This window comes from Methyloglobulus morosus KoM1 (assembly GCF_000496735.2).
Lineage (GTDB): Bacteria > Pseudomonadota > Gammaproteobacteria > Methylococcales > Methylomonadaceae > Methyloglobulus > Methyloglobulus morosus.
Genome location: NZ_AYLO01000152.1, coordinates 1 through 25289, shown reverse-complemented (window position 1 = coordinate 25289; position 25289 = coordinate 1). Strand labels below are relative to the sequence as shown.

Annotated in this window: 27 protein-coding genes; 4 read left to right on the top strand and 23 right to left on the bottom strand. The window is 47.3% G+C overall.

Annotated features, from left to right (window positions below; all coding sequences use genetic code 11):
* Positions 1-256, top strand: a 256-nt coding sequence (locus MGMO_RS20145; RefSeq protein WP_036308669.1) for a hypothetical protein, incomplete at its 5' end; no start/stop codon positions are given.
* Positions 257-886: 630 nt separating this feature from the next.
* Here the strand turns inward: MGMO_RS20145 and MGMO_RS17490 are convergent.
* From MGMO_RS17490 to MGMO_RS17430, 15 genes are all read right to left on the bottom strand, one after another.
* The gene (locus MGMO_RS17490) at positions 887-1168 is read right to left on the bottom strand and encodes a hypothetical protein (RefSeq protein WP_023496414.1); all 282 of its coding nucleotides are present in this window, start codon (positions 1166-1168) and stop codon (positions 887-889) included.
* Between the two features lie 61 nt (positions 1169-1229).
* Positions 1230-1631 (bottom strand): hypothetical protein, encoded by a 402-nt coding sequence (locus MGMO_RS17485; protein WP_023496413.1) that lies wholly within the window; start codon positions 1629-1631, stop codon positions 1230-1232.
* Positions 1632-1717: 86 nt separating this feature from the next.
* Entirely contained in the window at positions 1718-2143 is a 426-nt protein-coding gene (locus MGMO_RS17480; RefSeq protein WP_023496412.1) for a hypothetical protein, read from the bottom strand.
* A gap of 104 nt (positions 2144-2247) precedes the next feature.
* Positions 2248-3099, bottom strand: coding sequence for a multifunctional tRNA nucleotidyltransferase/2',3'-cyclic phosphodiesterase/2' nucleotidase/2'phosphatase (locus MGMO_RS17475; protein WP_023496411.1), 852 nt, complete (start codon positions 3097-3099; stop codon positions 2248-2250).
* Positions 3100-3231: 132 nt separating this feature from the next.
* On the bottom strand, positions 3232-3420 hold the full coding sequence (locus tag MGMO_RS20140) for a hypothetical protein (protein WP_023496410.1): 189 nt from the start codon (positions 3418-3420) through the stop codon (positions 3232-3234).
* Between the two features lie 865 nt (positions 3421-4285).
* Positions 4286-4795, bottom strand: a complete 510-nt coding sequence (locus MGMO_RS17470) for an NADH-quinone oxidoreductase subunit B family protein (protein ID WP_023496409.1) — start codon at positions 4793-4795, stop codon at positions 4286-4288.
* 10 nt (positions 4796-4805) lie between these two features.
* The gene (locus MGMO_RS17465; RefSeq protein WP_023496408.1) at positions 4806-6389 is read right to left on the bottom strand and encodes a hydrogenase large subunit; all 1584 of its coding nucleotides are present in this window, start codon (positions 6387-6389) and stop codon (positions 4806-4808) included.
* A complete protein-coding gene (locus MGMO_RS17460; RefSeq protein ID WP_023496407.1) occupies positions 6386-7849 on the bottom strand; it encodes a hydrogenase 4 subunit F in 1464 nt (487 codons plus the stop codon). The genes MGMO_RS17465 and MGMO_RS17460 overlap by 4 nt, the downstream gene beginning before the upstream one ends.
* Positions 7846-8523, bottom strand: coding sequence for a hydrogenase subunit (locus MGMO_RS17455; RefSeq protein ID WP_023496406.1), 678 nt, complete (start codon positions 8521-8523; stop codon positions 7846-7848). The genes MGMO_RS17460 and MGMO_RS17455 overlap by 4 nt, the downstream gene beginning before the upstream one ends.
* On the bottom strand, positions 8523-9467 hold the full coding sequence (locus tag MGMO_RS17450; RefSeq protein ID WP_023496405.1) for a respiratory chain complex I subunit 1 family protein: 945 nt from the start codon (positions 9465-9467) through the stop codon (positions 8523-8525). The genes MGMO_RS17455 and MGMO_RS17450 overlap by 1 nt, the downstream gene beginning before the upstream one ends.
* Before the next feature lie 25 nt (positions 9468-9492).
* Positions 9493-11619 carry a hydrogenase 4 subunit B gene (hyfB, locus tag MGMO_RS17445; protein ID WP_023496404.1) on the bottom strand — a complete coding sequence of 709 codons (2127 nt, stop codon included), beginning with the start codon at positions 11617-11619 and terminating at the stop codon, positions 9493-9495.
* Between the two features lie 310 nt (positions 11620-11929).
* On the bottom strand, positions 11930-12280 hold the full coding sequence (locus MGMO_RS21195; RefSeq protein WP_023496403.1) for a hypothetical protein: 351 nt from the start codon (positions 12278-12280) through the stop codon (positions 11930-11932).
* Positions 12281-13309: a SulP family inorganic anion transporter gene (locus MGMO_RS21190; RefSeq protein ID WP_407656548.1), complete on the bottom strand. Its 1029-nt coding sequence runs from the start codon at positions 13307-13309 to the stop codon at positions 12281-12283. It lies immediately after the preceding gene.
* Between the two features lie 117 nt (positions 13310-13426).
* Positions 13427-13852 carry a GNAT family N-acetyltransferase gene (locus MGMO_RS17435; RefSeq protein ID WP_023496401.1) on the bottom strand — a complete coding sequence of 142 codons (426 nt, stop codon included), beginning with the start codon at positions 13850-13852 and terminating at the stop codon, positions 13427-13429.
* Positions 13842-14030 (bottom strand): ribbon-helix-helix protein, CopG family, encoded by a 189-nt coding sequence (locus tag MGMO_RS17430; protein ID WP_023496400.1) that lies wholly within the window; start codon positions 14028-14030, stop codon positions 13842-13844. The genes MGMO_RS17435 and MGMO_RS17430 overlap by 11 nt, the downstream gene beginning before the upstream one ends.
* Before the next feature lie 157 nt (positions 14031-14187).
* Between MGMO_RS17430 and MGMO_RS19765 the strand changes: the two genes are divergently transcribed.
* The gene (locus MGMO_RS19765; RefSeq protein ID WP_152976401.1) at positions 14188-14412 is read left to right on the top strand and encodes a class I SAM-dependent methyltransferase; all 225 of its coding nucleotides are present in this window, start codon (positions 14188-14190) and stop codon (positions 14410-14412) included.
* A gap of 591 nt (positions 14413-15003) precedes the next feature.
* Here the strand turns inward: MGMO_RS19765 and MGMO_RS17420 are convergent.
* The 6 genes from MGMO_RS17420 to MGMO_RS17395 form a co-directional block, all read right to left on the bottom strand.
* The gene (locus MGMO_RS17420; protein ID WP_023496397.1) at positions 15004-15207 is read right to left on the bottom strand and encodes a hypothetical protein; all 204 of its coding nucleotides are present in this window, start codon (positions 15205-15207) and stop codon (positions 15004-15006) included.
* A gap of 101 nt (positions 15208-15308) precedes the next feature.
* A complete protein-coding gene (locus MGMO_RS17415) occupies positions 15309-15791 on the bottom strand; it encodes a carboxymuconolactone decarboxylase family protein (protein WP_023496396.1) in 483 nt (160 codons plus the stop codon).
* 111 nt (positions 15792-15902) lie between these two features.
* A complete protein-coding gene (gene amoC / locus MGMO_RS17410) occupies positions 15903-16679 on the bottom strand; it encodes a bacterial ammonia monooxygenase, subunit AmoC (RefSeq protein ID WP_023496395.1) in 777 nt (258 codons plus the stop codon).
* A gap of 25 nt (positions 16680-16704) precedes the next feature.
* Positions 16705-17928 (bottom strand): bacterial ammonia monooxygenase, subunit AmoB, encoded by a 1224-nt coding sequence (gene amoB, locus MGMO_RS17405; protein WP_023496394.1) that lies wholly within the window; start codon positions 17926-17928, stop codon positions 16705-16707.
* A 27-nt stretch (positions 17929-17955) separates the two neighbouring features.
* Positions 17956-18699: a bacterial ammonia monooxygenase, subunit AmoA gene (gene amoA, locus MGMO_RS17400; RefSeq protein WP_023496393.1), complete on the bottom strand. Its 744-nt coding sequence runs from the start codon at positions 18697-18699 to the stop codon at positions 17956-17958.
* Positions 18700-18756: 57 nt separating this feature from the next.
* Positions 18757-19860, bottom strand: a complete 1104-nt coding sequence (locus MGMO_RS17395) for an L-dopachrome tautomerase-related protein (protein WP_023496392.1) — start codon at positions 19858-19860, stop codon at positions 18757-18759.
* A 165-nt stretch (positions 19861-20025) separates the two neighbouring features.
* Here MGMO_RS17395 and MGMO_RS17390 point away from each other — a divergent pair, with 165 nt between their 5' ends.
* Complete coding sequence (locus tag MGMO_RS17390; protein WP_023496391.1) at positions 20026-20643, top strand: TetR/AcrR family transcriptional regulator; 618 nt, start codon at positions 20026-20028, stop codon at positions 20641-20643.
* 765 nt (positions 20644-21408) lie between these two features.
* Positions 21409-21600, top strand: coding sequence for a hypothetical protein (locus MGMO_RS17385; RefSeq protein WP_023496390.1), 192 nt, complete (start codon positions 21409-21411; stop codon positions 21598-21600).
* Positions 21601-21774: 174 nt separating this feature from the next.
* Here MGMO_RS17385 and MGMO_RS17380 read toward each other — a convergent pair whose 3' ends face one another.
* Complete coding sequence (locus MGMO_RS17380) at positions 21775-22284, bottom strand: DUF6398 domain-containing protein (RefSeq protein WP_023496389.1); 510 nt, start codon at positions 22282-22284, stop codon at positions 21775-21777.
* Between the two features lie 403 nt (positions 22285-22687).
* The gene (locus MGMO_RS17375) at positions 22688-25171 is read right to left on the bottom strand and encodes an amidohydrolase family protein (RefSeq protein WP_023496387.1); all 2484 of its coding nucleotides are present in this window, start codon (positions 25169-25171) and stop codon (positions 22688-22690) included.
* Between the last annotated feature and the right edge of the window lie 118 nt (positions 25172-25289).

Sequence of the window (25289 nt, the reverse complement as noted above, 5' to 3'; positions counted from 1 at the left end):
CATTGCCTGGCAAAACCGGGGCACTTACACTTATGACCACCGGGGCGACGCCCACCCCATCGGCCAAGACCTGGATTTGAGCGTGTATGGGCCAACCGGCGCATACGTTGGCGGCTCCCTGTCTTGGGACAACCCTTATGAAGTGGTCAATTTCACCCCCAGCGTCAGCGGCACTTATACCATTAAGGTAAAGCGTTATGCCAACCGCGATGGCGGCTCAGCCTTCCGTATGGGGTTGTTAATCAACACCTATTGATATCAATCGTTCGCTAAAAAGCCCGTGTGAACTACGGGCTTTTTTACGCCATCCATTAGGTATCTTGAATTTAATCGGCTTTACAACAAGAGAAATTCGGTACGCCATAAACTACGGCACAATTATTCCACTCATTTATGAAAACGATGAATTCCCTATGGATCTCGAAGATCAACCCGTGACCGAACGGAAGCAAAATACACGCCCCCTCATTTTATGAACATTTTTCTAGGGGCTTTCACCTTGTTTCTTGCAAGTCTAGAACCTTTTTTATTTTCCCCGATACCGGCCACATGGGCAATTGCAATTTTATGATTCAAGGAATTGTAATTACCGACCCTTTTCGGTCCTTAAACAGATCAGGGAAATATTCCAGAAACCGGACGCTCATAACAAACTTATCGTTATAGCAATCAGAATTTTTGGAAGTTACAAATTTAATGATGGCAAAAGCCAGCTTGGGTGTCAAAGCCGTCGCCAGTAGAGCATTTTATAGTCTGTAGGCTGGATTGGTAAACCAGTAATCACGATCACGGGTGACTATGTAAAGGATTTGCGCTAAGGCTTCAACCCAGCCTACAGGCTGATAATCCATTGGCAAATATTGATGGAGTCTGACCCCATTACAGGCTACGCAATTCTATTAAGATCACGATAACCCCCATCCAGAACAAATTCCAGATAAACGATTCGAAAGTGCTGTTCCATTTCCTGCGCTTCGGGAATCGTGGCTTCGCGTTCCGGGTATTGGGCGAGCAGATCCGTGCGGTGCCGCGTCCAGGCACGCAATAACGCACTGCGTGCGCGATCACGAGTTTCTCCCGCGCCACGGAACATAAACGCATGAGTATTCATCTCGGCAATGACTAGACATTGCTCCGGGCGCGGTGGGGAATTAGTCAAATCACTCATTGCCGCCTGGATTTGCGCAAGCTTTGTGTCAACAAAAATTTCCGTGTCACGCTCATGGACTTTATTTGTCCTCTCCGACCCATAACGAATAAGTATCGATCAGTCGGATCGCACCGGGCATGCGGCCAAACGCGTTCTGCTGGTTCAGGTCGGTAGGTTCCAGCGTGCGCCACCAGGTGATCAGTTGTTTAATCAGCGCGCGCGCCGAAACGTGTTCGGGCGCAATCCCCGGAAACGCGTCAAGCCCGAAGCTGCGTTCAACTTCCTGCAAACAGCCAAGGATGTATTCTCGGTCGGTGCCGAAGTCCATCGGTCGGTCAGGAGCCATGGCGATCATACGCAATTCACTGAGCTCTGGCATGTAATCGGCCATTTCGAGTCTATCCAAGTGTGGTTGAATCAAGGGGGAAGCATCCATCCCGGATTTTTTCCGCTTACCGCAATGGCCAATACCATTGGCCATTGTCCGCCAAAATCAAAGCTGTGCTTCGTTCGATTTTGACGGTTTTTCCAAGTACGGCAGGTATTGTTAAACGAATCATCAATTTCTTAAAATTCGGACAGTTCGCGGAACGTTGAACGAGCGGAAATCAGTAACTCCTCGGCATTCTCTAAAGCGTCTTCGCCCTGGTTCTGGATCAGGGCCTCAAAACTGTTCGCGAGCGTTGCGGCGATGATGGCCGCGCTCACGATTTCACGCGGGTCAGCTCCGGAGCGAATATTAATTGTGGTATCCCGGTCACCGATCGCAGCCTTGACAGTGGGCGCGAGCGCGCTGAAATCAGTTTCACCGAAATTGATCTCAACGCCGGCATCTTCCCCATCAAGGGTACACGGGATGTAGCCTGTGCATTCGAAGGGGGTATAGCTGTCATCGAGTATGAGTTTGAAGCGCAGATTTTTAATCGCATCCTGCAATGCCATGCGGGTCGGGACTTGTTCGTGTTTCAGGTAAGCGGTTCGTACTTTAGCCATCAAAATCCTTAAATTTTTCAGTGGAACGGGTATACGCCGCTACCATCGGGGCGGCCTTGTCGTGCTGAGCCCAACTTTTTTCCGCGATAACGCAGGGTGTCGGCTTAGGACCAGCGTACCGAATGAAACGCGTCGGCGATTGCGAATGCCCGCGCGTCTTGCAAACTCCCTTGCGCGGCCTTGATTGCGTCGGCATCGATCTCGGCGCAGGCAGCCAGGGCTCGGTACAGCAAGTCAGCCTTGACATATTCCTTGTTCGTGTTGCCCGGATAGGCGCGAAAGTCGTAGGTGCAAAGCAACATGAAATCGGCAAAGCGGTCGGGTTGTTCAAATGCACCCACACGTTCGAGCATGGCCGCAACCGGGCCCGCACGTATCTCCGATACCCGATGCACGCGTTCGCATTCGGACAACGCGAGCAATGCCAGATCGCGACAGTCGGAAGGCACACCGAAGCGCTCGCAAAGTGCGTGGATACGGGGTTCGCCGCGCTCGACATGACGGTAATGTACCGGAAGGTGTTCCAGAGGCGAATCCGATTTGCCTATATTCATCACCATTAAGGCATAGCGTACCGGTAGCGATGCCGAGCACAACGAGGCCTCGTCGAGGGCCCGCAGCAGATGCTGTCCGATATCGACTTGCGGCGGATCGCCGGCAATTTGCGGAACCCCGAAAACCGCTGAGACCTCAGGCAAAATCATCGACAATGCGCCGCACGCATAGAGTGCGCGGAACATGTTCGAAGGCTTCGACGCCATCAGGCCGCGAGCCAGTTCAGGCCAGATTTGGAGTGGAGCCAGGTCGCGGATCACCCCCGAACTCACTTGTTCGAACATAAGTTCCAGGGTTTCGTCATCAGGCCGCCCATCAGTACCCGCGTACAAGGCCGCGAGTCGAAACACGCTGAGCCCGGGATCGGCTTGCATAAGTTCAGGAGTGGATTCGGGTTTCATTTGAATCGGATAGGAGGAAAACACGATTGCCGGAATAACGGAAATTCATAATAGCAATATTGCCAGCGCATTGAATTGCGTAGACCGCATCGGTTTTGTCGCTTTTGTGACTACGTCGGGGCATTACTCACATCACTCTGCGTTTGCGTTGTCATGGACACTGGGCTTAAGCGCAAAGTCCCTGCAAATCTGGAAGCTTTTTTCAAGGGTTTCAGAACCACGGCGGCAGTCGCCATAAGTGCGCTGTGCGCTTGTGGCAACACATATGCCTATCGAGCTGCGACGCGAACCTAGCTCGCTGTATACGGCTAAAACTTTCATTTAGATTAAATAAGTTGGATTCAGTCGTCGATATAATCGAAGGATTGTTGAATAAATCAATTTTTTGCTAAGCATCCTTTTACGGGATGATCATAAGCTTTATTTTTAGTTGTCACAAACCCGATGCCATACAAACATAACGAATTCTGTCTCTATTATGTTTGAGAAAACAAAGTTTCGGGCGACTAATTGGCCTGAGTACAACCAGGCATTATGGAGTTTTGTGATTCTCATATCATTTGTTTTTGGCGAAATTTTAATGATAATCACCACGTGGAAATGAGCAACTTATTTTTTATCATCCTAAATACACCACAGGTTAAAACTGAGAAGAAGTTTCTGGAAAGTTACCATCCTTTAGCATTATTGAACTAAAGGCATAGAGCTATAGTTTATCATTAGCGGCCAGTCGCCAATATCACTTTTTACACAATGTAAATTAGTCAAAACCGACCCACTCCGGAAGCCCATTACTTTTTGCCGAATGACTTATTGCCTCAAAAGCCGACCGTCAAATGAACACCAGCTAATTAATTTAGCCTGGCAAGTTTGCGCCAGAGGTGATTTTGTTATGCTTAGCTTTAGTCGTTAGGTGTTTCTTATAACGAGGCCGTTAGAGTTTCTGAAAAAACGTCGCTAAGGAAGTTAGCGAGCCAAATCCGGCTGTATTATGAAAATAATCTTTGCAAAGCAATTAGTTGAAATTTCATAATATTTGTAATTTTCGATCCACTGCGGACATCAAGTTTGTTTTTAGAAGGCGTTTAAATTCCAACGTTACAAGAAGCAACTTTCCCCTCCACAGTGTGAAAGGCTATCAATTTCAATGAAATGTATTTTACTTTAGCTGACAAATAATTAGTTTTCATCCCTTCATAAGCCCCAGCAATCCCTTCATCAGTGCCAGCGGCGTAGGCGGACATCCGGGTATCGCTACGTCCACAGGAATAACATTGGACACGGCGCCGCAGCTGGCATAAGAAACTCCGAATTCACCACCGCAGGCTGCGCAATCGCCAACTGCGACCACCCATTTCGGATTCGGTGTGGCTTCGTAAGTCCGCAGTAATGCCGTTTGCATATGTCTTGAAACGGGGCCGGTCACCAGTAACACATCGGCATGACGCGGCGATGCCACAAAATGTATCCCAAAGCGTTCTATATCGTAAAAAGGATTATTGAGCGCGTGGATTTCAAGTTCGCAAGCGTTACATGAGCCGGCATCAACTTCACGTATTGCGATACTGCCAGAAAATTCTTTGTCAAGATGGCGTTTGATCTCTATGCCCAGTTGCTCCAGTTCATCGTCTTTCGGGGTTTTAAAGGATTCGGTGACAATACCTGTGGTCAGGATTTTCTTAAATAGTCTCAGCATTTGTTTTGCCCTATAAATCGTTGCCTGAATACGAGCCGTTCAGGGATTTGTTGCACACGGGAAAATCCGGCACGATATTATCCAGCACCAGCCTTTCCAAGGCTGGCCAATTTAAAATACTGGGGTCACGCGGATAGAACCGGGCGATTTTGTTATCGGCACCGAAACGAATATAGGTAACAATTTCACCACGCCAGCCCTCAACCATTCCCAGGCTTTCACTGCCGGTCGGTGGTGTTTGCCATTCGGCAAGGATGTCACCGGACGCAAGGTGCGCGATAAATTGTTCGATGAGTTTTAATGCCACCTTGATTTCCTTGTATCTCATCCAGAATCTGGAGGCAACATCACCCTGCGTTTCCACTGGGACTTTAAAGATTACCTGATCGTAAGGCGGATAGGGCGCATCGCGGCGGACATCCTTATCTTGGCCACTGGCGCGGCCGACATAACCTAGCGTACCAAAGGCGGCGGCGGTTTCCGGCGGCAAGTAACCCGCTGTGTACAGCCTGTCTTCCAATGATGAGTTGAGGTCTACCGCAGGCAAGATATCTGACAGTTCTTTCCTCAACTGAACAATGTCCTGTTTTATCAAGGCACAGGATGAATCGGATAGGTCACACACTACGCCGCCCGGAATAATCCTGTCCATTAACAGGCGATGATTAAAAACCTTGGCGTTAGTGCGCAACCAAAGTTCCCGCAAGCGGGTGAATTGCATTTGTGCAAACATAAAAGCGACATCATTACAAATAGCCCCCATATCACCCAAGTGGTTAGCAACACGCTCGCGCTCGGCCAGAATGCCTCGTATTAAGGCCGCGCGTGGTGGAATTTCGATGCCAGCGGCTTGTTCCATTGCCATACAAGCTGCCCAGCAATGTCCTATCGTCGCATCACCCGAAACCCTCCCGGCTAACCGGGCTAAAGATTCAGGCGTCCTTCCTTCAGCAATTTTCTCAATGCCTTTGTGGACATAACCCAGGCGCTCTTCAAGATTTAAAATCAGTTCGCCTACCGCCTGAAAACGAAAGTGTCCTGGTTCGATAATACCGGCATGGACAGGGCCTACCGGGATTTCATAAACCCCTGCCCCATGCGCTTTAATAAATGGATAATCCATATCGGGCAGGGTTATGGGTTCTGGCGTTCCCTGAACGGGAAAATCCTTGTGTAGCGGATAACTGTGTTTAGGCCAAGCCTTATGCCGCGTCCAGCGCCGATTGTCGGGATGGCCGATAAAATTAATCCCGAACATATCTTGGGTGTGGCGTTCGCTGCGGCTAGCGGCAGGGTAAACTGTGGCTTGTGATGGGAGATCCAGTTTAGCGGCGTTAACAATAGTTCTCAACAACACATAAACGCCCTGCTTTTCAAAACAGGCATTGATGAAAAACCGGTCTTGAATATGTTCCGCCCATCCGGCTACCCAACGCAAATCTTGCTGTAACGCCAGTTCTGCAAATTGTTGCCAGTGATTGCTTTCGATTTGCCACAAGGCTGTTGACGCAATGTCTATCTGTTCTACTTCGCAACCAGTGGTATTGAGTTGTTTTAAAAAATCCACAGTCCAATCTGATTGTGCGTGATTCATAAAGGGGTGCTCCCTGAGATCAGGATTGTCGCCTGTGAAAACCAGTTGGCCAGAAAACCGGGAATCGCCAGACCGAGCCAAAGCACCAAGGCCAGATGAATCATCACCGGCCATAAATTAGCTTTAACCGGCATTTGACTTTCGGGTTTATCACCATAGACCATCGGTTGTATATGCCTGAACAAGCCGGCAAAGGCAATCCCGATACCCAGCAACAACAGGGGAGTCAACCAGGGATAGCTGTGCATGGTTGCCAACAATACCAGGAACTCGCTGGTAAACACGCCGAAAGGCGGAAAACCTGCAATGGCGATCGTGCCTATTAATAAGCCCCAACCAATCCTGGGTTGGGTTTTAATGAGCCCACGTATGTTGTCTATGCGTTGGGAACCGGCAACTTGTGCGGCATGACCTACGGTCACGAAAATGGCCGATTTAGTCAGCGAATGAACCGTCATGTGCAGTAATGCCGCAAAGGTGGAAAGCGAACTGCCAATGCCGAAGGCAAAGGTCATCATGCCCATGTGTTCGATGGAGGAATAGCTGAAAAGCCTTTTGATATCCTTCTGCCGATGCAGAAAAAATGCCGCCACCAGAAACGAAAGCAGGCCAAAGCCCATCATTAAAAGGCCGGCCATATTGGAATGGCTTGCCCCGTCAACCAGCATCTTATTGCGTACGACTGCGTATAACGCATCATTGAGTAACAAGCCCGATAACACCGCCGACATTGGTGTCGGGCCTTCGGAATGCGCATCGGGTAACCAGTTATGCAAAGGCACTAAGCCAATTTTAGTACCATAACCGATCAGCATGAAAACAAAAGCAATCTCAAGTATTTCAGGGTTTAATTTGTTGGCATTTTCGTAAAGCACTGACCACAGCAGGGAGTTTTCGACATCGCCGACCTGTACGGCTGCATAATACAGGAGAATGGTGCCGAACAGCGCCTGCGCAATACCCACACCGCAAAGGATGAAATATTTCCAAGCTGCCTCAATGGACTCAGGCGTCCGATACAAACTGACCAGCAACACCGTAGCCAAAGTCGCACCTTCCATTGCTACCCACATTACACCCATGTTGTTGGTCGTCAGCACTAGATACATAGCCAGCATAAAACCCTGATACATTGAATAATAAAGTTTTAAGCGCTTATCAGTGAGCTTGCCGAGCTCTTTTTCATGCGCCATATAAGGTGCTGAAAATATCGACGTGGTTAAGCCAACAAATGCGGTCAGCACAATCAGATAGACATTAAACGGGTCAATCAAAAAGGCCTTGCCGGATGATAAAATAGTGCCTTGATTTAGCACATTAATCGCCAGCCAGGTAGTCGCAAGCAAACAAATTGCGTTAAACCTGACATTTAATTTCCCGGTATCTGTCTTGTGTCCCGTTAAAACAAAAACCAAAATGCCGACCGAAGGGATTAATAAAACCAAATAGGCGGCAATCATTTATCCACCTCGTGTAAGCGGTTTAACCTGTCAACATCCAGGGAATCGATACTGGTGCGGATATGAAAGAAAAAGATGCCAAACAACACCGCCGCAACCAATACGTCAAACGCGACCCCTAATTCCACTACCATCGGCATGCCGTTGGTGGCGACGATGGCGGCAAAAAACAGGCCGTTTTCTATCGACATAAACCCTACCACATGCGCGACCGCTTGCCGATGCGAAATCATTAGCAACATCCCCAGCAGTACCACGGAAAGACTGACGGCCAGCGCATTCAACATGATCGTGGACGACGTTTGCACGATGGGATGCAGTACGTAGTAACTGAACACCATTAAACTGGCGCCGCCCATCATAACAGCGGTGTTATTTTTTAACGCCTCAATATCCCGGTGCATGTTCATAAGCAGCACCTGTCGCCTTAACATCCAGGGTATAAACATGACTTTCAGCGCCAAAGTCAGCGCGGCAGAAATATACAAATGATGATTGTCGAGACTATACGCTGTCAATGCTGTCGTCAAGGTCAATAAAAATCCTTGCAAGGCAAACACGAAGATCAGCCGTAATAATCGCCCTTGTCCTAGCATGAGAAAAGAGGTGAGTCCCACCAATGCAGCCATAGACAAAATGGCTTGGGTATAAAAATCCTGATGTCCAATATTCATTAGCGCGATGTCTCCAAAATAATGTGGCTCAACATGCCGAGCAACCCTAATAGATAGGCAAATCCGAGATATTCCTGTACGCGAAACAGGCGCATTTTTGCAACCAGTGTCTCTGAGACTGCCAAAAATATCGCTAAAACGGCAAGTTTGCCCATGATGGCCAGTAAGCCATAGCCCAATGTTTTTAGGTTGAATGTTTCAGCAATGCCCCAAGGGAAAAAAATATTGGCAATCAGTACGCCATACAGCATGAGTTTGAGTTGGCTTGCCCATTCAATCAGCGCAAGATGTCGGCCACTGTATTCCAGGATCATGGCTTCATGAATCATGGTCAACTCCAGATGCGTTGCAGGATTGTCAACAGGAACACGTCCGGTTTCAGCGACAGCCACCAGTATCAGGGCAAACAAGGCAAATACAAACGATGGCCGTAACACTAGGCCTTCATTGAGCACATGGCTGATAGCAACTGATAAATTTGTCGTTGAAGCGGTCATGGTCAGCGTAAAAATTGCCATTAACATCGCCGGTTCCGCCAGTGATGAAATGGTCATTTCCCTGGATGAACCCATGCCGCCAAAGGCAGTACCAATATCCAGTCCCGCCAATGCCAGAAAGAAGCGGGCGAACGCAAAAAAACCCACCATGACAATGACATCAGCGCTGGCAGATGTCGGTAAATCAACAGCAATCAACGGCACAACGGTTGCCGCCAGTACCGTTGCCGAAAAAATAATGTACGGTGCGATAGTAAATAGCCACGAGGCGTGTCCTGCAACGACCGGTTGTTTATTCGTTAATTTGATTAAATCCCGGTATGGCTGAAAAAGGGACGGTGCTTTGCGGTTTTGTAGGCGACATTTGCACCATTTTAGCCAGCCCGCCAGCAATGGGGCTAAGGTCGCAAATAACATAGTTTGTAAAATGGCTATTAACCAACTCATCGCGTTTCTCCTGAATTTGCAGCCATTAGCTAATCACCCACAACATGAAGAGTAACGTGACAAACGAATAGCCCAGATAGACCCGGATATTTCCCGTTTGAATGCGTCCGACCTGTTTGGCCAATTTGTTTACACCTTGTGCTATCGGTTGGTATAACCTTGACCAGCTATGATCCTGTATCTGTAATTGATAACGAATAGTTGCCACATCCTGGTTCATGGCACCCTGCATCTCTTTGCCAATCTGTTCTTCAATGATCCATGCTCCAGCAAAAATCCGCCGTAAAGGCATGGTAAAAGCACTGCTGCTATACTGCATACGTGAAGTCAATCCACCAAAACCACAATCCCAAGGTTCAGCCCTGCGCATGACAGTTGCCGGATTACGACGTAAATACCAAAAACTGATGCCGGCAGCAATAAGTGCTGCTATCAGTACCAAGGGTGGCGAATAGGATGCCTGCTCAGAAGAAACTGGCGCTAGCCACAACCAACCCAAAGCAGTATCATTCGGCAGGGTTTGTCCTAACAGCTGTCCGGCAACACTGTTGATTAAGTGAATGATCACACCAGGAAAAATGCCAATAAAAAAGCACAAACCCGCCAACAAGGCAGAACCCGCCAGCATTCCTTTCTCTTTAACTTCATGCGCTTTTTCACTATGCCGGGAGCGGGCCTGGCCCAGAAAGATCATGCCGAACACATTGACAAAACAGGCTGCTGCCAACGCCGCGGTTAACGCTAAAGCCGCAGCAGAGACTGGAATCAAGCTGCGCAACACGCCATTATCCAATATATCGACTTGTAACGCGGTTTGAAAAGCCAGCCATTCGGAAACAAAACCGTTAAACAAGGGCAAGGACGAAATACTCATGCAACCTACCAAAAATAACTTGCTGGTTTGCGGCATGCGTTTAATGAGTCCGCCCATCAAATCGATATTCAATTCATGCGTTTGATGCTGAATGATGCCTGCGCCCAGGAACAGCAAATTCTTGAATAACGCATGGTTGAACGCATGAAACAGCGCCGCCAACAAACCCAGTGCAGCCAGTTGCGGATGGCCATTAGCCATAAAAATCATCGACAAACCCAGCACCATAAAAATAATGCCGATGTTTTCAACCGAGCTGTAAGCCAGCAATCGTTTTAAATTGGTTTGCATCATGGCATACAAGACGCCGCCCAGTGCCGAAATAGTGCCTACAATTAATAGCACGACACCCCATTGCCACTGCACAGCGCCGATCAAATCATAACAAAACCGGATCAATCCATAGAGTGCAACCTTCAGCATCACGCCGCTCATCAGCGCGGAAATATGTGACGGTGCCACTGGATGCGCTTCCGGCAACCATACATGTATGGGGACAACCCCCGCCTTCATGCCAAACCCCAGCAAGGCCAGCGCAAAAGCGATACTTGCCCAGGTGGTTGATAACTTGGCCTCACGTAAGGCATCAAATGTAAAGCCGTCAGCGAAACTCGCCAGTACGCCAAAGCCAAGGATGATGGCCAATGCGCCGACTTCCGCCATCAATAAATACAGGAATGCAGCACGGCGATTAGCCGGATTTTCATGTTGAAACGCCACCAAGAAGTAACTGGCAACCGACATCAATTCCCAGGCAATCATGAAGAAGAAGGCATCATCGGCCAGCAACACCAACAACATGCCGGAAACGAACAGTCCGGTAAATAGACCCAAGACGGCAAAAGGATGCTGGCTTTCGTCATAAGCATGCACATAGCCGGGACCATAAAGACTGACCGCAGTCACTGCAATGCCGATAATCAAATAGAAGAACCCGGACAAACTGTCAAAACGGACATGCCAGGGTAGCCAGGGCAAACCTAAACCAATTTGATCGGTAATGATTTCTTGGCCCAGCATCACACTCACGCCGGCCAGGGCTGCAAAAATACCGGACAACCCCAATAGCACAAACACCACTTGCCGAAGCAAGTGTGGGTAACGCCTTTCTTTCAGGGCGTTTTCAAATATAGACCGGCCAAATTTATGTCTATCCGGAAATTTTTTATACCAATACTGACAAAGATCAAGCAGCATCTGGCGCTGATTCATCATCAGTGCCAACAAGCCGGAGGCAAAGCTTAACAGCACCGCACCATAAGCCAATAGTAGGATCATGAAATTCTCAATTAGTGTTGTAGTTGCAGGAAGGCTTTAGCCGCCCCGTGTCCCTTTTGCTTGCTGCCATAGGGCGGCTAAATTCGCTTCTATAATCATTCCCTATCATCCGCAGTCATTAATCGCCCAGCGAGAGCATGGTCTGAAAACGTTTCCAATGCTTTGCCTACTTTCTGGCAGTGCCCACCTTGGGCTTCATAGTGTTGCCTGAAATCATGGATAAACTCCATGACGGTATGGTCAATCAGGTAACCGTCCGTGAAATCAAAAATAATCGTCTTGCCGGGTTCCAGTCCGGCAAGCGCTTTTTTTAACAGCAGAAAGTTTGAAAAAAGGGCAGAACATAATAATTTGACAATCCACGTATCGTTATCTTGTTGTTAGAGTGTGAAATGGACTTGAACAAGTTGCTAAGCCAAACGCCCCGCACCCGATTAATAGCCAGCTTCACCACAATACCCAGGGCGACGCCTGCCAATAAATCGACCGCCAACACGCCGATAATGGTGACCACAAACATTAAAAACTGTTCTTTGCCGACATCCATTACCCTCACAAATACCTTCGGTGAAGCTAAACGATAACCGGTAACGACCAGTATCGCCGCTAATGAAGCCAAAGGGATACTCTGGATCAGCCCTGGAAACGGGGCTAAAAACAATTACAAACACAAACCATGAAAAAAATTAGCCCAGGAGGTTTTGGCCCCATTATTGACATTCTCCGAACTGCGGACAATTTCCGCTATCATGGGAAAGCCGCTCATTAAACTGGCCACCATATTACCGATCCCAACGGCCCTTAAATCCCGGTCAAGATCGGAAGTGCGTTTATAAGGATCCAGCTTATCGACCGCTGTCGCGCTCAGTAAGGTTTCGAGACTGCCCACCAAACTGATGCTGACAACCGCTTCCCAAAAGGCTACGGTGAATAGTTTGGAAAAATCGGGCAAATGAAAGTCATCTGAAAAATTATCGGATATCGACACCAGGAATTTCGATCCGTTGGCGGCCCTAACGTGACCAAGACCGAAATGCCAAGAGAATAACATGCCCACCAGCACCACAATAATAGGTGCTGGCACTCTGCTTCCGACTAGCGGCCAAATAACCAGTAACAATAGGCCTAAAAAACTGATGAGAAAAATTTCCGGCTTCATGTTAAGCACACTATGCGGGATCTGTACGATAATCGAAAGCAGGCTGCCGGATTCCGGCGTGACGCCCAGCATGACGTGGCTTTGGGTGGCAATGATAATCAGCCCAATCGCGGCCAACATGCCATGCACCACCGAGGCGGGAAAAAATGCGCTCAACTGGCCTGCCTTAAATTTCCCCATCATTATTTGTAAAGCGCCGGAGACAACAATAGCCGCCAAGGTATAGCGGTAACCAGCCAAGGCATCGCCTTCGCCCAATGCTTGCACGGCTGCCAATATCACGACTATTAGCCCGGCAGCCGGGCCGTTGATTGTCAGATACGAGCCACTTATTTGCGAAACCAAAAGCCCACCGACAATAGCGGAAATAATGCCTGCCGATGGCGGAAAGCCGGAAGCGATAGCAACCCCCAGACTTAATGGTAAAGCAATTAAAAACACCAGGAAACCAGCACGCAAGTCCGCCTGCCAGTTCTCTTTTAAGCTAACCATGCCAGTTTGTTTAAGTGTGGACAGAGAAGGTTCATTCATAGGGATTTCAGTCCTTTCAATATTATCCAAAGCAACCCAGGTTGCCGTGTAGGGCGTTTGTTCAGAATATTGTCCGTAGCATATCGGGCGCATGCCCCCTTTTTTTGTAAAACATCGTCATATATTGAGCGAAGAATAAATACAGATATCCGACCGCAAATTCCAACCCATATTTTTCCAGAACAATGAAGCCGTGACATTTCGTCGTTTAACATAGGCATGAAATTTATTGATGCCTTGGGCCTGCATGGCCGATAACGACTTATCGACCATCTGCCGACCAATACCTTGCCTGCGGAATCTGGGCTTGACCGCTAAATGATACAAATAGCCACGCCTGCCATCATGGCCGGCCATGATGGCTCCGACCAGTAGGTCACGGCCTTGCCAAGCCCCGTAGCAACAATCGGGGTTTCGCTCCAGAAAGCGGCTGAAACTTTCAAGAGTATCATCCTCACGCAGCACGACACCCTTCATGAAACTCCACAACGCATCGACGGCAGCAAAATCGTCTGGTTGCAATGCGCGAATCTCAGTGGTCATCGGTTTCTCCGGCCAAAACCTCCTGACTAATTAAACCGGCATGCTGCTCGATATATTCCCGGATCAAACGGCGCACGACCTGTGATGATGTCAAATCCTGGGCGGCGCAAATCTGCTCGAATTGCCGTTTTTTTTCTGGGCCGATCAACAATGTCAAACGGGCAGTATTGGTTTCCATAAGGAATTATGTGCATTAATTAAAATTATATTTTAACATAAAATGTTACTATTATTAGCATTATATAAAATCAAATGGTCGTGCTAAAAAGTGAATACATCAATTGATAATCTGGCTTATGAAATTTAGGTTAAAAGACTTCCTATCACGATACCGTATGGCAACTTCCCACAACCCACTTGGCGTCCCTTTCCTGACTGAGGGAGTTTCGGCGTTAATCCTGCATTTCAACATAGGCGCAATACAAAGCTTGATGATCAAAAATGACCCTGAATTTTTGGCGCTGGGTTATACCAAAACAATGATGGGGTTTTTGTTCTTTCAGCCGAATCCTAAATCCATTGCGATGATCGGATTAGGCGGGGGGACGCTTGCCAAGTAATGTTTAAGGTATTTAAGCGATGCGCACTTTACTGCCATCGAAATTAATCCCAAGGTAATTGCTTTGCGGAACCAATTCAGCATCCCTCCGGAGAATGGACACTTCAAAGTGATTTGTGCTAACGGGGCGGATTACGTCCGAAACCACACTGAAAAAGTCGATGTACTCCTCATTGATGGGTTTAAATTGAATGGGCAGCCCGAGTCCCTTAGCAGTGCCGACTTTTATAATAATTGTTACGCCAAACTCAACGATGGCGGAGTCATGGCTGTCAACCTTTTAAAAGACTATTATTATGCTACTTATACCTCAAGAATCAGAAGCAGCTTTAAAAACAAGGTATTGCTGGTTGATGCCGAAACTCAAGGAAACAAGATTGCGTTTGCATGCAAGGCGGTAATTTCCCGCCATCTTTCGCAGATATTCATAAATTAGTTTTTCGCATTGGGGCCAAAACACAGGCTTCCTCTTCAGAGTATTGCGCAGAAAATATTTTTATCGATTAGGGAAACAGCCTAGCAATCATGAAGGGGGTTAATGATTAACCTGCGTTTAATTTATGACTAGGCCTCCATTTTATGAAAATACACGTCAGGGAAATGACATGGCTGCCATTTCTACTAAACCAAAAGAACAACGCTTCCGAGCAGGGCGTATTGGATCGACAATCGGTCGGCATGGATTAGCCGCCGCATATATTTTGCTGACAGGGTGTTTGAGCAAGGCTTTCACAAGGGCTTTACCAAGGCCACGATTAGAGCCGGTCACAAAGAGGGTTTTGTTATCGAGTTTCATAGTCATTCCTTAAAAAGATTGATCTAAATGATTTGATTGCTCAAATTATGTTCTTTATTCACGGGTGCTTGAAATTGATTAGGTGATTGAGTAAGGATTCCTCATCCAATGCTCAATCTTCGATCAAGTCCGGCACCCATCGCCAAGCGGTTAATGCAATTGACGACCGAACATAGACAAACCAAGTCGAGAACATCGCGCTCACTCCATCCCGCCGCAAAAATCGGCTCAACATCGGCATCATTAATCTGCCCTGGGGTTAACGTCAGTTTTTTTAAAAACGTCAATATTGGCGATAATTTCCCAAGCGTTAAGGCTTTATTCTTGCTTGCATCCGCTTGATTGACATCCTGCCCATCAACATCCACGTCAGATGCAAATTCCTCAAGGGTTAAACCACCGGAATCTGGGTCATTCAACGCTGAGACATACGTAATGACCATTTCCTGTACCCCTTTATTTAACGCAGAGCCATTACTTTTGCTGTCCTCCAATAGCTTGAACAACAAAATGCCCCGACGCGGATATTTTGCAAGCAACTCTTTGAAAATTGGGCGTTCAGGATTTGCTGATAGAATTGACACTTATTCTCCTTTGACGCTTATTCAAAATCTGTAGCGTAATAACTAGGTTGGGCATTCAACGTAAAATCGGTCTCAAGATGACCATTCCCTCACCGAATGAGAGAATCAACCTTACTGGTTTTCCAGCGCAAATTTGTCCAGCAACACCGACATACGTGCGATGATTTGTAAGATCGTTCCTTCAAGTGCCAAGGCGAACCAGACTGAAATCACGAAACCGTAATGCACGGGAGAGGCGAAGAGTTCTTCCCTGAACCAAAAGGTATGCCCCCATTCGTTGTAACCGACCGAGGGCAGCAACATGAAAGGGCCAACGACCGCCAAAGTCAACGGCACAGATATTTTATCGACGTACAACGGAAGCCGTGTCCGTGCATACAACCAAAGCCCCATGCCCAAAATGGTGTAAAGCGGAAAGCCCAGGTAAAACACCACGATATGGTTTGGGGTGAACGGCGTGTCACGCACGGCGGCCTGGTGCCAGGCATTGTCTTGTTCCCCAAAATAACTGCCTGCCCAGTACACCGCCATGCCGTAAACGCCGCCCCACATGATGAAAGTAAAATAACGGGTGATTTCTTCGCGGGTTGACAAGTTTTGCATTTGCTTGTCGCGGGTAAGCCATAGGTAGCTGGCGACTGCAATTGCGAAAATAACCTCCAGCGTGATTTCTATATAAAACAGCCTTCGCCAATAAACGTCGAATATCGGCATAGTCGAATCCAAGCCGGTATCCATCGCATAAGCGCCTTGGTACAGTCGGATGCCGACATACATGGCGCACACCGCCAAAAGGGCAAGGCCGTATTTGTAGCCATCCCGCAAATACCAATATTGATTAGGGTTGGCAGATAAATTGGCTTTTATTTCTGATGCTTGGGTTGACATGATTCACCTCTATTTTAGGGTTAGATTAATTGGTGCCGAAGTCAGGTATGACAGGCGCGGTTATACTGGCTAAATAGCGTTCGCCTGCGTTGTCATAGAAAAACAACATCGCCCCGAAATTGCTGTCGGTGTCTTTGGTGATGCTGGCCAGTTTTTGATTGTGCCAAGCGACATCGGTCGCGTTAATCGTGAGCGTAGTCGTTGTTCCTGGGGCAATGGGGGAGTTGGGTTGCACATCCAGGCCTTTTTCGACCGCAAGCTCTTTGGGATAATTGCTGTCAAAACGCTGCAACGTCGGATTAAAAAACCGTAAAGTTGCCGAATTGAGTTCGCCCAGTTCGACTGGCTTATCGGACTTATTGGTGACTTCCATTGTAAGTTGCAAGGAACGCTGGACGACCCTGTAAGTCGCCCGTTTTGTTTTGACAACGACGTCGTGTTTCATCGGCAGCGGCTCAATTTCTGTGCGGCCTGTTTGCAATGGGATACTTTCTGGATATTTTTGGTCGGCTTGGACGAAAGAGGCGGTTATCAACATCAATGTACCGATAATGCCGAAGCCGCCCACTTTACGATCCAATGAAGTAATTAAAGCGTCTTCATCACCGGCAAGGGTTTGTTTGTGGCGGGGTATGAATAGGGGTCGACGTATCCACCATAACAGCCAAATAGCAGCAATTGCCAGCCAGACCAAATGCCACATGATGCCATTGGCCGTGCCGTAGGTTTCCAAATCGACAGTTTCGCCAGCTAGGGTTGTGACCGGATTCTTGAAATCCGCAGCCGCTCCCTGCACGTCTATCCACATCCCTGGTCCCACAATCACGCCGATGTCCCGCAAGTTCATCATGGGATGGATGTGATAACGCCCAGGTACCCGTCCTTTAAGCACCAACTTGAAGTCATAATCGCCACCTAGCTTCAAGGCCATCGAGTTATTTACGATAGCCCCATTGATATAGGTGGCGGTACGTACCAATACCGGCGTGGGTATCGCCAAATTAAGGAAAGCGGAATCGGGTTTCACCACCGCGTTTGGCCAATCCTCCGCTACATGAAACCGTCCGCTCAAGACAATCTCCTGGTTTACATCCACAGTGTTCTTCGACCATTGGATGTCATACCATTGGATTGTCCTCATCCGTATGAAGGGTTCTAGCGCACGTTCGCCGTGGGCAAAGAGTTCGGGACTGAACAGCAATAGGGCAAAAATCCCAAATTTAATGATTCGCTTGGTTAATATGTTCATGGCGTTATCCTTGGTTAAAGCTTGGGATCAAAACTTGTCGATAAAGCGGGTGGTCGAAAACAGCTTGCCGATATACGACCATAACCCATACAGCGGTACGGCAAGCACGGCGGCACAAAATGCGGACAGCGGTGTTGCATACGTGTCGTAAGTACGCAGCACACCCCGTTCGATGATGCGGAGATATTCCGGCACACCTGGGCGGATATAGCTGTAACCCGACACATCGGCCAAGGTCATCAACGAACTGTTATATTCCACAGGCTGGTGGAAAGGCGCAAAGATCGCCCAATTGGCAGGGTAAAACACGGCACCGAACAACATGCCACCCAATATGGCCGTGACAAAAAAACTACGGCTGGTCAGCAAGACAAAATCAAGCAATAAGGCACCCGGAATCAGCGTTGCCGGTAACACAAGGTTAATGGGGTAATTCGTCCAGAGGTGGTAGGCAAACCAGCGGGTAATAGCCATCCCCAGCAACAAACAAACCGTGCAAACCGTCGCTCCAATCGGTAAGCGAAGATGCTTCCATAAGCCATACTGGATAGCCGCTGGAAAGGTAATCCCCATCAGTGGCGTTACTATCGGCCACCATTGTCGGTCTTTCCAGTCCAGCCAGAAATCCCAGTCGCCCACAGTCAAGATCATCGACAAGTGGTAAGTGCCGATGATGACCAATAAAATCGGAACCAATAAGAGAAAATCGAAAATTCGTGAAATCCTTACAATTTCAGCGGCTCTGCTGATAGTCGTGGGTTGAGAAACCATGTTGTCACCTCATTGAAATAAAATAGTTACGTAGACAAAGTTTGGATAATGCCATTATTAATGGCCTGGGACACTTTCATTCAAGGCATTCATTTTGAGTATTAAAAATGGAGGCTTTGCAGTCTTCTCGCCCGCATTCAGCACTGCTGATCGATGCAATTGGTTGACTACGGCAAACAACTCCCGACCAGCACCAAAGCTGAACGAATCCACCCAAGCCAGTTCTTTGGACTCAGCCAAGTGCTTATATTGACGGTCAGGCGAAATAACCCCGATAGCATTCGCCGCCAATTCACCTAAGTAGATGTTATTGGCTTGGTCTATGGTGATGCCGTCACAGAGCGGCTTTTCACTATAGCGTTCGACATGGCTAGCCAATTCGGAATCTTGCGCTTTAAGGTTGGCCAGCTCTTGCGCCTTAATGCGATATAGGCTCGTCCCTGACATCGCGCCGTAATATAGCCACTCATTGTTATGGTCCAAGGTAATGGGGTTGACGCCAATCAATGGCTTTATGAGAGTGCCGTCGTCGTTCTTGATGGCAACTTGCTGTCCTTCGACCTTGAGATAGATCGGCTCTGGTACCACACTGGAATGGCCTTGCAGCACCCGCCGTGCCGATTTTGTGTTCAAGTCGACGACAATGAATGCGGCATTCTTGCCATTGGCCGGATCAGCGATGTAAATGCGTTGGCGTTGCTCGTCGATGGCAAAGTCATTCACAAAACTGCCTTTCACCGATACTGGAATCGGCAGTTCGATCACCTGATGCAACTTATTAAGGCGGGTATCCCAAGCAACCAGCTTGGGTACGACATTGCTGCGCATCCCGTTATCCAACATCCAAACAATGCCACGGCTATCCGAACGGATGCCCAGCGCAGAATCCAGATGCAAGCCTTGGTTTTCCTTGGAACGTGCATTTAATTGCAGATTTGGAAAAGGTACTACGCTGCCTTCTTTGGTCAGTTCAACGACGGAATAATCCGGCTGGTAGAATTGGTGTTGGCTAAAAATAATCCGCCCATCAACCGTAACCGTGATGTTGCCGGGGGCCACGTCGAGCTTTTTCAGGATTTCATAAGGCTTAACGTCCCCAGACCAGACGGGCTGTGCAGTTAAACCTAACAAACCCAAAATAACTATAATCATGTTTTTCATATATTTATCCTATAGTTAATCGTGAAATACAACATAAACCAGCAGAATTTGCTCAGTCATGGCACGATGAAGTCGAGTTATAAATCACCTTTTAATATAGATGATGTATAACATCTAAATTAAGATTATACTTGTCATCTATAAAAGTCAATAGGAAAGTTTTCTATGCGCCGCACCAAACAACAAACCGCTGAAACTAAGCAGCAAATTATTAAATCTGCATCCGCCCTGTTCAGGGAGCGTGGTGTTGATGGGGTGAGTGTCGCCGAAGTCATGGACAAAGCTGGGCTGACGCACGGCGGCTTTTACAAACACTTTGAATCGAAGGAAGCGCTACTGACTGAAGCCATTGCGGATGCGTTTGCTAATTCCATGTGCGCTTGGGAAGAAACGATAGCAAAACAGGATGATTACTCGCTTACCGTCCAGGCTTTGATCAATTTATATCTTTCTGAGAATCATTTAAAAGACACAGCCTTAGGCTGCCCTGCGGCGGCACTGGGCACCGAAATAGCCAGGCATACGGGTGGCTCAAAAAAATGTTTTGCCGAAGGCGTTAAAGGAATGATCGGAGTATTTGATAAACACTTAGAGGGCATTAACGCATCTGAGCGGAAAGACTTTGCGGTGACCACCGTAGCCTGTCTTGTCGGCACTTTGATGATCGCCCGTTGTGCGGAGAATGACAAAACTGCACAAAGTTATACAGAGGCATCAAACAAAACCCTGCTGCGGCTTTTATCTTCCCGGAATCCAGGAGAGGTAGAAGGCGCGGAGCATTAATGGGTATTTTGGTGTTGGTGGTATAAGGTTTCAAAACACTTGGATTAAAAACTTGGCAAATAGGTTTTGACCTTGACCCAATTTCGCGAACACTATAAAGCGTCTTCTTTAGCAATCAATGATCTATATTTAAACCTAAACATCCTCTTAAACTTCTGCTTAGGTGGGAATTCGTTGCTTGTAATCTATTTGGCGATGGACAGCTCTTGGCCGAACTTACAGAAATGGTTGATATGAGCCACGATCGGCTTTGGAGAACGAAGGTTATGCCAAATAAAATTGGCCTCTTTTTGTTGAAAACAATAATATTTTGATCAAGCTACCCGTATAAATCCTAATTGCCTTTTTCATTGTCCTTGTCCTATTGATGCAATGACACCCTACGCTGGGACTTCCTGTGTACCCACGTTCATCAGGTGATTTTCCGCCTGTATGGTAATAGTTAATAGAAATCACAACTGGTTCACAGTATAAAGTAAACAAAGCTTCTACCTTATGCGAGTACCTCCTTAATTGCAAAAGGATGTTTTGAAGTGCAAGGACGCACAATTTTTTGTGCCGCAAAATACCAATGGTCTCAATTGAACAGCTATGCTACACCGAATTCTTTTTAAGTCGCTCACCCCACAAATTAATGCTTTTCCGGTTTTGATTGCGGTTGATTTAAATCAACGGAAGTAAAGTTCGTGCCGTTTGTTCATATTACATTCAGCAACAATCAGTTAGGTTACAGGCGACTCTTATACAAAAGTGCATGAGACAGCGATGAAAGCAACAAATAAAACCAAAACACCAGAGGCTGAACAACACATTAGTTTTGATGCCCTTTGCCATGGATTCGAAGGTGGACGCTTTTATGGTCTGGAATATATCCTGGAGGATTTCTTCCAAAATACACCGGTAAAGCCCCCGACCCCTGCCCATCCTGGCATCGATTGGTTTGGGTTGCACCAATAACCAGTATTAGTTATTCGGCTAGAGAATTAACTCCAGCTTGAGTCCGGCCAACAACGCAAGCTTTACTTTTGCAAAGTACCGGTTGATTTAGAAGGTCGTTACTTTAGCTGCCCCCCTAACGGAATACATTATCATGCAAACCGCCCAGGTAAATACCATAAGGGTTAGCAACACCTATTGCTGTTTGGAAGGAACGAAGGGGATATAGCCTTGCTCAAAGGCCAACTCCTGCAGTTCAATGGGTGCCTGGCGAATATCAACAACGATACCGTCGATTTGTAGCATCCACACCATCGGGTTATCGATGAGCTGGCTGGGCAAAGACCATTCTGGCGACATTGGCCCCATGCCAAGCATATCCCTAATTTCCCTTGATTTATTTTGGCCAGTGCTCGCGGCAATGCCAAAATGCTCATAGATGGTTTTTGATTTGCAATGCGGCGATTGGGACGGGTCGTCAAGGAAATTTACATGGCCAACGGCGTGGACCACACCCGCAGCCCAAACATTTTCCTTTCCCTTTAGTAATGGAGAAGGACGTTTTCTCGCCAAGGCACCAATAGCTTGATGGATCAACTGAAGGTATTCGTCATTGAGATGTTTTTTACTGAAAGCGTCGGTAAGCACAGTGATGGCAGAAAATTTTTCTGCCAGGGCTTTTGGCACTTTTACTGAAATTGGCATGGCGCAATTCTTAAACTTTTAGGGACACCCCAATAGTGTAATGGAAATCATCGCCCGATCGCTATTACTCCATACCAGCCATTCAAAAAATAATTTTTTTCAGTTCAATGAATGTGACAGTCCGACCCCAAGGAGACATTGGAGTCAGTTTTCAAATGGCAGCTTTTCTTGAGGCGGACAATCGAATCTAGCGAACCAATTGGTACTTCCGGCTAAATTGCAGACGGTCATAAATTTTACAAAATCAATCGAAACTGCCCCCCCATCGATTGCTCAAATGCAAGGGAATCGCAAGGGTGACTATTTACTCTTACAGATGTTGACACGGGTGCTCAACGGCGAATTGGAACAATCGTTTCGAGAATGGCATCCCACCTTTCGGTCTGCGAATAATTATATACTCTTAAAGTTCTCCCCCGGTTTTGCATCCTCTCCTCCATTTGTGAAACCGATACTGTCTTCCCCGTTCGTTGACGGTGGCTAGGAAATTCAAAGCGGTCATATCAGTCAAACCGTTTTCTCGCAAAACTGCATAGAGCTGATAAAACTCGGTACTAAGATCATTGGAAAAAATACCAGGGTTATCAGAACCCATAGACACCATAATATCGGGGTCATTTGATTTGGCAAAATCAGGTACTTTCATCCAGCGTAGCGAGTGATGTTCCCGATAGTGCTGATATTGGCTAATGAATACATTGCTGGTGGGTAGCGTTTCGATGACTGCCCTACGTTTTTGCACATCCTTCATTGCGCATTGCTGGAGCAATATGAGGGCTTCCTCATCAAGATACTTTGCTTCAACTTCAATCTGTTTTTCGCTTTGTTGCCAAAGTTTAGTATCTCGCCACCATGCGGCTAATAAATGTAAATCCACGCCTTCTTCCTTGGCACTGTGTACAAGACGCGCTTCTTCACGCCACGCGTCATTCCACGATGCCGATTGCCAATGCCAAGAGGCTTCCTGATCGATACACGCGAAAACAAATTTAGGCAATAATCCCCGATGCCGCATTAGCACATCGAGTGCTTCGCAACCAGTGGGTCTTGCAAAAATAATAGTAGCTAAACGCGCGACATCACTAGCCAACTTTTGGGTGGCATGTTGACTATGAGGGCAATCACGGAGATAACGCCAAGCCCCCAGTAAATCGAGCATCCATTCGCCTTGTCGAACCACCAACATATTTGGCATACTTGCCAGCCACAGCTTAGGGTCTATACCAAGAGCCGTACCGTGTCCAATACGATCACCCTCTTTAATATCCAGTATTTCGAGCGCGTCAGCCACTTGTCGGATACCGCTAATAAGATGGGTAAAATCTTCACCCGCATGATACGTCTTATGAGTCAGACCTTGCCGTTGGCATACCCGAAAAAACGGGGCAAAAACCTCTGGCGAGGCGTGTAACTCATTCGCGGCGGCATCAATGCCACAGACCCAATGACGAAGCCCAGACCAACGTTCTAAAGTTTGGCACAGTGCATCTGTTTGTATTTTCAGTGTATTTCGCAAACTGGAATGGCGATAGCTTTCTTTTTTATCCTTTTCTTCGCTCCACGCTCGCTTGATAAAGTGCGCCACGAGCGTCAGCTTTAAACGGGAGCGGGTATTCTGTTTATTTATTCGCGTGACTTGCGCGTTTAATTCAGCAAGGATTTTTGATAAATCACGGGGGTGCTGGGAATAGGTATCTTCTTCTTGCAGATATCGCAGGTAATCACCGAGAATACTTGTGAGTAACACACCGTTTTTTTCAAAACTATTTTTAGGGGCAAAACGACCTTCTACCCAACCCGCACGGCTTTGTTGTTTTATCGCGCCGCCCATTTGTCGAAAGCGATACCGATACCCAAGTTCTGCGGACTCACGCAAAGCTGTCAGGGTGTATTTTTGGAACTGATCAAAACCGTACCTATCTTGCCGATGTACAGTGAGTTGCAGATATTCATTCTCGAGCAATAAATAAAAATGAAAAAGGCGGTCTGCCAATGGATCTGGCGTTTTCATCAGGTGTTGCAACAAGTTAATTAACCAGTCCATTTCAGCACGGAGAGCTTGGTTTTCTAAGTCATTAAATCGTTCGTCATTAAAAAAAGGCGAGCCTCTGTAAAATAACTGCTTGGCATTCCTAAGCGCGTAACCACCATCTAAACGCGTTGCCCGACCATCACTAATAGCGATTAACCAGCTCCTCAAATGGCTTGCAAGACGTAAATGCCGGTAAAGCGTGGCAGGGTTTAATACAGGATTGATGCTGTGACATAATTCACGAACCCACGTTTCTTTTTTGTATTTTGCTGAAAAATCCAGTAGTTCAGCATGGGGTTTGAGTAATGCCCGCTGCCAGAGCCATTCGGCATGGGTGCTTCCGTTCAGGTGTAAATGGGTTTCGTGCAAACCTTCACGGGCAATGTAATCTTCTACGACTGGGTCATACGGGTAGATTAAGGGACAAATTCCATGAGTGTTTGCTGGTTTCAGTGTACCAAAGCGGTTGGTGTCATCACACTGCGCATAAGCAGCGGCTTGTACGGGCAAGCTGGAAATACGGCTAAGTACGGTTTGCCATTCCCCATAGGTACCCAGCACAGCATGAAGGTTTCCATGCTGAAATTGCAGATAGCCTTTTACCAAGGTGCGTAGCATAGGCGCAACCCACTGCTTAGGATAGGCATCATTTTTATGACAGAGTGACTGCCAACGGGAACGGAACACATGATCAGGATGCCGAGATTGCCACGGCTGGTAAGCCAAATAAACCGCCTCCTCCATCTCTTCTTTGGAAATTGCCTGATGAAAAGGGCGATTTTCCAATAAAGCCAACAGTTGATGGTTGGCAAGCAGAAAAGGCGGCAGCGATGTGATGGCGGATGGCTCAATCATGCTTTCTTTTTGGGCATTGTTAATAAAGTATAGGCTTTAGCTCGCCGTTCCATTTGAGCATCAAAAGCATGACGGAATATTTAAGCATGTCTTTGCTTTTGCTGTAGCACTTCGACTT

What these genes read in the sequence shown, in the direction of transcription:
- MGMO_RS17460 (WP_023496407.1), bottom strand. Translation starts at nt 7,849, where the DNA reads ATGATTGCCGCCTATTTGGTTTTATTAATCCCTTCGGTCGGCATTTTG.
- amoA (WP_023496393.1), bottom strand. Translation starts at nt 18,699, where the DNA reads ATGGTTTCTCAACCCACGACTATCAGCAGAGCCGCTGAAATTGTAAGG.
- MGMO_RS17475 (WP_023496411.1), bottom strand. Translation starts at nt 3,099, where the DNA reads ATGAAACCCGAATCCACTCCTGAACTTATGCAAGCCGATCCCGGGCTC.
- MGMO_RS17435 (WP_023496401.1), bottom strand. Translation starts at nt 13,852, where the DNA reads ATGACCACTGAGATTCGCGCATTGCAACCAGACGATTTTGCTGCCGTC.
- MGMO_RS17380 (WP_023496389.1), bottom strand. Translation starts at nt 22,284, where the DNA reads ATGCCAATTTCAGTAAAAGTGCCAAAAGCCCTGGCAGAAAAATTTTCT.
- MGMO_RS17485 (WP_023496413.1), bottom strand. Translation starts at nt 1,631, where the DNA reads ATGGCCAATGGTATTGGCCATTGCGGTAAGCGGAAAAAATCCGGGATG.
- MGMO_RS17375 (WP_023496387.1), bottom strand. Translation starts at nt 25,171, where the DNA reads ATGATTGAGCCATCCGCCATCACATCGCTGCCGCCTTTTCTGCTTGCC.
- MGMO_RS17470 (WP_023496409.1), bottom strand. Translation starts at nt 4,795, where the DNA reads ATGCTGAGACTATTTAAGAAAATCCTGACCACAGGTATTGTCACCGAA.
- MGMO_RS19765 (WP_152976401.1), top strand. Translation starts at nt 14,188, where the DNA reads ATGGCAACTTCCCACAACCCACTTGGCGTCCCTTTCCTGACTGAGGGA.
- MGMO_RS17455 (WP_023496406.1), bottom strand. Translation starts at nt 8,523, where the DNA reads ATGAATATTGGACATCAGGATTTTTATACCCAAGCCATTTTGTCTATG.
- MGMO_RS17465 (WP_023496408.1), bottom strand. Translation starts at nt 6,389, where the DNA reads ATGAATCACGCACAATCAGATTGGACTGTGGATTTTTTAAAACAACTC.
- MGMO_RS17385 (WP_023496390.1), top strand. Translation starts at nt 21,409, where the DNA reads ATGAAAGCAACAAATAAAACCAAAACACCAGAGGCTGAACAACACATT.
- amoB (WP_023496394.1), bottom strand. Translation starts at nt 17,928, where the DNA reads ATGAACATATTAACCAAGCGAATCATTAAATTTGGGATTTTTGCCCTA.
- MGMO_RS17450 (WP_023496405.1), bottom strand. Translation starts at nt 9,467, where the DNA reads ATGAGTTGGTTAATAGCCATTTTACAAACTATGTTATTTGCGACCTTA.
- amoC (WP_023496395.1), bottom strand. Translation starts at nt 16,679, where the DNA reads ATGTCAACCCAAGCATCAGAAATAAAAGCCAATTTATCTGCCAACCCT.
- MGMO_RS20140 (WP_023496410.1), bottom strand. Translation starts at nt 3,420, where the DNA reads ATGAAAGTTTTAGCCGTATACAGCGAGCTAGGTTCGCGTCGCAGCTCG.
- MGMO_RS17480 (WP_023496412.1), bottom strand. Translation starts at nt 2,143, where the DNA reads ATGGCTAAAGTACGAACCGCTTACCTGAAACACGAACAAGTCCCGACC.
- hyfB (WP_023496404.1), bottom strand. Translation starts at nt 11,619, where the DNA reads ATGATCCTACTATTGGCTTATGGTGCGGTGCTGTTAAGCTTTGCCTCC.
- MGMO_RS17420 (WP_023496397.1), bottom strand. Translation starts at nt 15,207, where the DNA reads ATGAAACTCGATAACAAAACCCTCTTTGTGACCGGCTCTAATCGTGGC.
- MGMO_RS17430 (WP_023496400.1), bottom strand. Translation starts at nt 14,030, where the DNA reads ATGGAAACCAATACTGCCCGTTTGACATTGTTGATCGGCCCAGAAAAA.
- MGMO_RS17490 (WP_023496414.1), bottom strand. Translation starts at nt 1,168, where the DNA reads ATGAGTGATTTGACTAATTCCCCACCGCGCCCGGAGCAATGTCTAGTC.
- MGMO_RS21190 (WP_407656548.1), bottom strand. Translation starts at nt 13,309, where the DNA reads ATGAATGAACCTTCTCTGTCCACACTTAAACAAACTGGCATGGTTAGC.
- MGMO_RS17390 (WP_023496391.1), top strand. Translation starts at nt 20,026, where the DNA reads ATGCGCCGCACCAAACAACAAACCGCTGAAACTAAGCAGCAAATTATT.
- MGMO_RS17395 (WP_023496392.1), bottom strand. Translation starts at nt 19,860, where the DNA reads ATGAAAAACATGATTATAGTTATTTTGGGTTTGTTAGGTTTAACTGCA.